This is a genomic window from Bacillus sp. ISL-4, assembly GCF_018613275.1.
Classification (GTDB): domain Bacteria; phylum Bacillota; class Bacilli; order Bacillales; family DSM-1321; genus Peribacillus; species Peribacillus simplex_E.
The window spans coordinates 1-6,981 of the sequence record NZ_JAGGQN010000052.1 but is presented as its reverse complement, the minus strand read 5'-3'; the positions used below and the strand labels follow the sequence as shown (position 1 = coordinate 6,981).

The following is a 6,981-nucleotide window of genomic DNA, read 5'->3' as shown; positions in this document are numbered from 1 at the left end:
TAGCTTGATGGGCATGTGACGCTACCCCTACTAAACAGAATCGTTTAAAACTTATAGTTTTTAGAAAATGATTATTGTTATCATTCACATTAATATTAAAAGGCAAAATAAAAACCCCACCAAAAAACTGGCAGGATTTTTATTCCGGGCTGTAGTCAGCAGCAAAAATAAGAACACCGTTCATTGGTGTTCATCTATGGCCTAAGAATTTTTTGAATATCGGGAGGCATGAATTTCATTCTGTTGTTTAATTCCCAAATATCCCACCAAAATTGTACCAGCCCATGAATTTTGTAAAACCAAGTACTATTTGGTGAATGGAAGCTTCTAACTACTTTTTCATTGTAGACAAGTGATGATGCATTATGAAGAAATGGGTGTATGCGTGACTCAATAAAAGTTCCAAGTTTATCTGCTGTTGCCATGTCTAGGTCGTTCGGGTCGCGATGAAGTAGTCTTTGTTCATCGGATTCGAATGTTGGATTCCATGACCAATCTATTCCTCCTTCTTCTGGCGGTAATATTAAACCTTGGACCTTTAGTTCTGTTGGAATTGCTGTCCATGATGGTGCAAGTAAATTTGGATCTGCGTTAGGTTGTTTATCATACCATTCATGAACTAGACCTATAAAATTGCGGTGAAATACGAGAAATTCTAAGCCACCTCCATCTTGATTAAATTTTTTGTTTCTTGTTGGCAGTCCTGGATGTTCTTCTGGTTGATGCCAAGCATGATGCAAATCAGCCAAATAATCAGGGAAATTAGGTATTATCATTTGTTATCCTCCTTTTTGGGTAGAAATTTTAAACATTTTATTGTTTGAGAATTTCTAAGTTTTATTACTGGAAATTAAGTGCCAATTGGGATAGTGTCTGAAAGTTATAAGTTCTAGAGACTTGAAAAAACACCTCAAATTCCTCTCAAAATAACCCTTAACAATGTCCAGAAGTTAGTCTAGAATGAAATTACAGAAGTTAACTAACTTTTAGACAAGCAGAAAGAGGTAATACATAATGGCTATTATTGGATACGGACGTGTTTCAACTAAAGATCAGGACTTGGCTTTACAGGAAGAGAAGTTAAAAGAGTATGGTTGCGAGAAGATATTCATGGAGAAGGAAAGCGGTGCTAAATCTGACAGGAAAGAACTTGCGAAGGCATTGGACAACTTGCGTGAAGGTGACAAGCTGGTTGTATATAAAATTGACCGCCTAGCTAGAAGTACATTTGATTTACAAAAGATTGCTAAGGATTTACAAGACCGTGGGATAGTCTTAGTATTCATTAAAGAAAATATCGACTTCTCCACTCCAAATAGAAAGTTAATGTTTACTATGCTGGGTGCTATTGCTGAGTTTGAACGTGATTTAATTAAGGATAGAACAGCAGAGGGACGTGAAAGGGCAAAGGCACAGGGTAAGCATATGGGACGTAAAGGAAAGGACGAGAAGGACGTTAAGAAGGCTTTAAAGTTGTATGAGGAAAGAGAGTCTAACGGTTTAAGCGCTAATGATATAGCTAAAATGACAGGTGTTCCACGTTCTACAATTTACGCTAAAGTGAAAGAGGCGACTAGCAATAGCTAATCGTCTTTTTTGTGCATTTTTTTTATTCTGGGGAAGTGCTGTATAAACCAACCATAGAAGGGATATTTTGCACACATTTATACAAGTTTTAAATTCAGGAAACATAGAGTTTCTAAGGTTTCACCCCATCTTACCCTGTTGTGCTTTAGATAAAAAGAAAGCACCCGTAATGGATGCCTTACTTTTCAATCTTCATCTTCATCATAAGTTGGATCAGTAGTGATGGTAAGCGTTTTATCCAAGCTTACTTCAATTTTAGTATCCCAGCTAGTGTTATCCACTTTAAGGATATCGTCGTTTACTGAAAATTTTAGAACCATTTCTTCTTCATGAAGTACTACATAGCTTTTGTCATTAGAGTACACTGTAAAATCTGGATGTGCTATAAGTTTCCAGCCATCGACTAATTCTTTTTTGATAGTTTCCATGAAAGTCCACCTCATTTTATGTAATACCTAAATTATACAATAACATGATGTAAAAGTAATAGTTGGAAGTTCTTCGTACAGGATAAAGTACCATACGAATATCTCGTACCCCATTATGAACTCTATTTTGTAGGTGATTGGATTGTGTCTAAAAAGGCTCTACACTATTGAGATTGTGAAAAGATGTACTTAAACTAAAGGGGCAGGTTAGTTGAAGAAGGATAACGAAAACTAAAGTGGAAAATGAAACAAAAAGGAGCAATAAAAATGATTGTAGAGGTGTCTTTAGGACCTGATACACAATATGTTCGATGTCCTGCCAAAGTAGGAAGAAATATTAGTCCTTTGTTATAATTGGTCGATATAGAAAACATGTCACTTTGCTCGGTAATTGGCACATATTTCATTCGATAAATAGCAAAACAACCATGAGAAGTTATTAAAACTCGACTCACAGTTGTTTTAACAAGAATATTCATAATCTTTTCCGTTACTCTTGAATATAAACACTTTCACCGATATAGGCATTTTGCTCTAGATTATTAATTATAAAATCTGCCAAGTTGACACGACGAATCTTACTTCTAGCCGATTTGCCTTTGAAATCGCCGTGTTTATAAGGTGTCTTACCTTCTTCATAGGTGATCCATGAAGGCATAACAATCGTATAATCCAGCCCAGATTCACTCACCATTTTATTTTGTTTTGGCATATCGCCAAACCAGGGACTAAAAGGTATAAGTGCTAATCTTGTAAGAAAACCTAATTTTTTACGTGCTTCAGGACTTGTTCCAAAAGCTGTTAAAAGCTCAAGACGTTTTATATTTTGATTTTTCATAGCTTGAATAATATTTGCAGTAGACTTTGCAACCCCGCCTGAAACTGCAAATACAATAATGACTGCATCGTTATTTGCTAAAGTCAGTTCAATATCAGATATATCATCATAATCCACTGCAATATGTTTTACTAACGGGTGAGTGCTTAACGTTTTACCTCTACGCGTTGCTGCTACTACGTGATGTCCACGATTTATTGCTTCCTCCAAAACATACTTGCCGACCGTACCACTCGCTCCATATAGTGTAACTTTCATTGTTCTCTCCTTATTCTGTATGCTGAATTGTTTAATAAGTTCTAAAAAAAGTCCTGTCTTATGACAGAACTTAGATTAGATGTTTATTTAAGATTTTTCGTAAAAAATTCTACTATTTTATCAAATGGAATTTTTTCCATATGATCATATAACGTCGAATGCCATGCATCTAAGACAATTAATAATTCTTTTGGTTCTTTAGCTTTTTCATAAGCCACTTCACTTAAAGGCTTTGAGAATGCATGTTCTCCCACGATAAATAAAGTTGGTCGTGGCGAAATTTCATCAATATAATTCATAACCGGTGTATTCATAAATGAAAATGGCATCGTCGCATTCCAGCTACCATTTGATAGAATTGAATTTTCATGGAAGCCACGTGGTGTTCTATAGAATTCAAACGTTTCTTTGGTATCCATATCCGGATTTTCAGGAAGTTCTGCTGGCAATTGATCAGCCATTGGTGCGAATGTACCATTTTCTGCATCCGCCCAGCGTTGTTGACTTAATGACTCGAGCAGTTGTGTACGTTGTTCTAATGGAAGACCACCCAAACCTGCTGAGTTGTCATACATCGATACTGTTGCGATAGCTTTAACACGTTTATCCATAGAAACTGCATTAAGAGCAATTGAGCCCCATCCACATATACCAATCACACCGATACGTTCACGGTTAATATTGGATTGAAGTCCTATTCCATCAACGGCTGCCATAAAATCTTCAGTGTTGATATCTGGTGCTGCAACATTACGGGGTGTCCCACCACTTTCACCCGTGTATGAACCGTCAAAAGCTAGTGCAGCGAATCCAAAAGATGCCATCTCATTGGCATATCGCCCAGATGCTTGTTCTTTAACAGCTCCGAATGGTCCACCGATTACAAGTGCAGGAAGTTTTTTGTCGTCTGCATCTTTTGGTAAATATAAGTCACCAGCTAATTCTATACCAAAACGGTTTGTAAAACGGATTTCTGTTCTTGTAACTTTTTTATTTAATTCAAATGTAAATTTGCGCATGTTTTTTTCTCCTTCTATTAGAAATTTAGTCTCTGCTTCACAACTTATACATTGAAAAACGGGCTACTTTTTGACCATATATATTTTTATTAGAAACTAATTCTTTCGCAACCATAATAACAAACATGTTTTTTTAATCAACCTACACAGAAAGTAAGATGGTAAACACTTCATTTTGAAATTTCTTTTCCTTCTTTCATTGAGATTTCCTCCTTCAGTATGCTGCAGGTAGTAAAATAACATACACAAGAAATAATGCGCGTTGATGTATTATTTCTTCTGTGTGTATAATATAAAAGGAAAACAGGATGTTATCAAACGTCAATTTCGATGAATTCACGCATTAATGCACGAATTGATTGGAATTGTGCATTAATTTTCAAGAAAGTTTAGGGGCTATGATAATGATGAAAGTCGATAGAAGGATACTTAAATCTCAAGATGCCATAAAAAACGCTTTTGTTAAACTCATGTCAGAAAAAGGGTTTGATAAAATTACGGTAAAGGATATCTGCAATGGAGCGAATGTGGGAAACAGAACGTTCTATCTTCATTACCTTGATAAATATGATTTATTGGATAAACTCATTGAAGGACATATGCAGGAGCTTAGAAAATTATGTGACCCTCTGTCTGACATGAGCTTTAAAGAAGCTCATACTATTTGGTTTGAATACCTGGAAAAGCATTATTTATTTTTTTCAACGATGTTAACAGGGCAAGGGGCTTTTGCTTTTCGGAAACACTTCTTAGAATTAATCATCGAAGAATTAAAGCATGACGAAAATATCATCAAAGGGAAAAACGAGGGGGTCAGTGAAGCCCTGATTCTTACCTTCCTTGGGTCAGCTATCGTAGGGGTAATTGAAACCTATCTCATGAAAGGAATTCCTGATTCGCTTGAAGTTGTAGCAGAACAACTGGGGATGTTATTAGAAAGGAATCTGTAATTGGGAGAGATTCTATTTATACAATTAAATTGGATAATTTCAGAGGGTAATCAGTTTACATATCGCCATATTATCGGAGGGGAAGAAGTTGGAGTGTGGGCATCTTCTCTTTCTTTTTGTCTGGATAAGTGTACTTTTACGAACAGTTTAGGGAATACATACTTTCTTTAATTATTAAAAACTTATTACTAATTTGAATTTAATTACTATAATCGAATTAGAGGATTAGATTACCAATTAAAATTAATGGGGTGCGAGGAATGGAGGAATGGAGGAATGGAGGAGTAAAAAAGGGGGTTTTGTGAAGAAATTCACTTAAACTATCGGGTGCGTTAGTTCATTAAATAGCTGTGACGCTCAGCTTTTTTCTTATGGAGCCAAAGGTGCCGGATGGTAGTATATGATTGAGCAGTCAATGTAAGATGTTAATTGTTCTATTTTTGGAACAATGAAGAAAAAAATGAAAGTGGGGATTACTACTATTAAAAAGAAAAGCTTTTATGCCATTAATTTAATATTATTGCTATTATTAGCGGCTTGCCAACAAACATCAGAAAATTTGAATTTTAAGGGTGATAGTGAAAGTTGGTCAGCAAAACTTAATGTAGTAAAAACTGATAACGATAAAGAAACTAAAAAGTTTGCATTACAGTTCAAAGGAAAAGATTATAAAGCAGTTGAAAACCTTAAATATAAGATTAATGCGCCTAATTATGCTTGGGGTATGGGCGATATTGAATTGAATAGTACTGGTGAATACAAAACACATAATAATGAAAAAGGTGAATTTTCTACGTCAAAAACTGATGTTATCGATATAGAAGTGAAGTGGAATGGAAAGGTTGAAAACTTTTCGTTAAACAATAAGGAGTAACTTTTTGATTATTTTTTGCATTTAAAAGGAAGATGATCTGTATGCACTTAAGCTCTTGAATAATGGATAACAAAGTTCTTGTTCAACTAAGAGGTGCTTTACTTCAATAAAAACCACAATACTCCAACCTAATACATCATGTTAATAACTTTGATTTCTACTTTTTTTCTGTTCATAAAGATAAATTTTGGAGGTACCGCTTTTTAGCGTACAGATGTTTTCGGTTCATGAACTTTATTTAAGTAAGATAAGAAGCTTTGGTTATTTTTAACTATTTTAATAATTAGTTTATTCTGATATTATGAAAGGGATAAAGATTGGAGGAGGAAATAACATAAAAAGCTTATTTTCAATCTTAAGTACCTTTGTGTTAGTTCTGGTAGGTGGAATGGTATTAAGCACTTCTTCTGCTCAAGCAAGTGTTCCTCAGTATTCTTTTCAAACAGAAGATGGAAAATGGGATGGTGAAATTGGAAACCCTAACAAAGGTAGTGACTTAGAGGTAGAACTAGTTTCCCCAATCTATTTAAAGTCCTCTTCTGGAAGTGTGTTATTGACTAATTATAGTAACTTATGGGCTCGTCTCTGCAATGCTAGTACTGGAAAGTGCACAGGCTATCATAGCTTAGCAGGTGGAAGTACATTATTCACGGATATGAAAATTGGTAAATTTTATGTTGATGTGAAAGATGGATATTCCTCTGGCAAAGTATATGGAAAACTACAAATTATTTTCAAATAACTTTTATTACTTGCTACTCATTTTAAATGGGTAGCATTTTATTTGAAAAGTTTCGAAAATAAATTAATATTTAAATATTTTTGTATAATTTACTATCATTGAATTTTACAACTGCCCTTTTAGAAGGGAAGCTTACTGACATAACTAGCACGTTCACCAACGCTACAAAGGGTACGAGCCACAATAATACAAGATACAGGAAATGTTGTTTGTGTGACATGAAATATAATTTGATACTTTGTTATTGAACTAATGGGTGCGTTTGCTGAAGATCGGAGCTGTCTT

Annotated in this window: 8 protein-coding genes; 4 read left to right on the top strand and 4 right to left on the bottom strand. The window is 34.8% G+C overall.

Annotated elements, in window-relative coordinates; translation table 11 throughout:
• Positions 1-194 precede the first annotated feature (194 nt).
• Positions 195-776, bottom strand: coding sequence for a hypothetical protein (locus J7J00_RS24710; protein WP_214795468.1), 582 nt, complete (start codon positions 774-776; stop codon positions 195-197).
• 238 nt (positions 777-1,014) lie between these two features.
• Here J7J00_RS24710 and J7J00_RS24705 point away from each other — a divergent pair, with 238 nt between their 5' ends.
• Positions 1,015-1,587: a recombinase family protein gene (locus J7J00_RS24705; RefSeq protein WP_214795466.1), complete on the top strand. Its 573-nt coding sequence runs from the start codon at positions 1,015-1,017 to the stop codon at positions 1,585-1,587.
• A gap of 185 nt (positions 1,588-1,772) precedes the next feature.
• Here the strand turns inward: J7J00_RS24705 and J7J00_RS24700 are convergent, their stop codons facing one another.
• The 3 genes from J7J00_RS24700 to J7J00_RS24690 form a co-directional block, all read right to left on the bottom strand.
• Positions 1,773-2,015, bottom strand: coding sequence for a hypothetical protein (locus J7J00_RS24700; RefSeq protein ID WP_053345742.1), 243 nt, complete (start codon positions 2,013-2,015; stop codon positions 1,773-1,775).
• A gap of 490 nt (positions 2,016-2,505) precedes the next feature.
• A complete protein-coding gene (locus J7J00_RS24695; RefSeq protein WP_214795464.1) occupies positions 2,506-3,111 on the bottom strand; it encodes an NAD(P)-dependent oxidoreductase in 606 nt (201 codons plus the stop codon).
• 83 nt (positions 3,112-3,194) lie between these two features.
• Complete coding sequence (locus J7J00_RS24690) at positions 3,195-4,130, bottom strand: alpha/beta hydrolase (RefSeq protein WP_214795462.1); 936 nt, start codon at positions 4,128-4,130, stop codon at positions 3,195-3,197.
• 404 nt (positions 4,131-4,534) lie between these two features.
• Between J7J00_RS24690 and J7J00_RS24685 the strand changes: the two genes are divergently transcribed.
• The 3 genes from J7J00_RS24685 to J7J00_RS24675 all read left to right on the top strand — a co-directional run bounded on the left by J7J00_RS24685 (position 4,535) and on the right by J7J00_RS24675 (position 6,696).
• Positions 4,535-5,080, top strand: coding sequence for a TetR/AcrR family transcriptional regulator (locus J7J00_RS24685; RefSeq protein ID WP_214795460.1), 546 nt, complete (start codon positions 4,535-4,537; stop codon positions 5,078-5,080).
• Between the two features lie 448 nt (positions 5,081-5,528).
• On the top strand, positions 5,529-5,954 hold the full coding sequence (locus tag J7J00_RS24680; protein WP_214795458.1) for a hypothetical protein: 426 nt from the start codon (positions 5,529-5,531) through the stop codon (positions 5,952-5,954).
• 301 nt (positions 5,955-6,255) lie between these two features.
• The gene (locus J7J00_RS24675) at positions 6,256-6,696 is read left to right on the top strand and encodes a hypothetical protein (protein WP_286201561.1); all 441 of its coding nucleotides are present in this window, start codon (positions 6,256-6,258) and stop codon (positions 6,694-6,696) included.
• Positions 6,697-6,981: the final 285 nt, after the last annotated feature.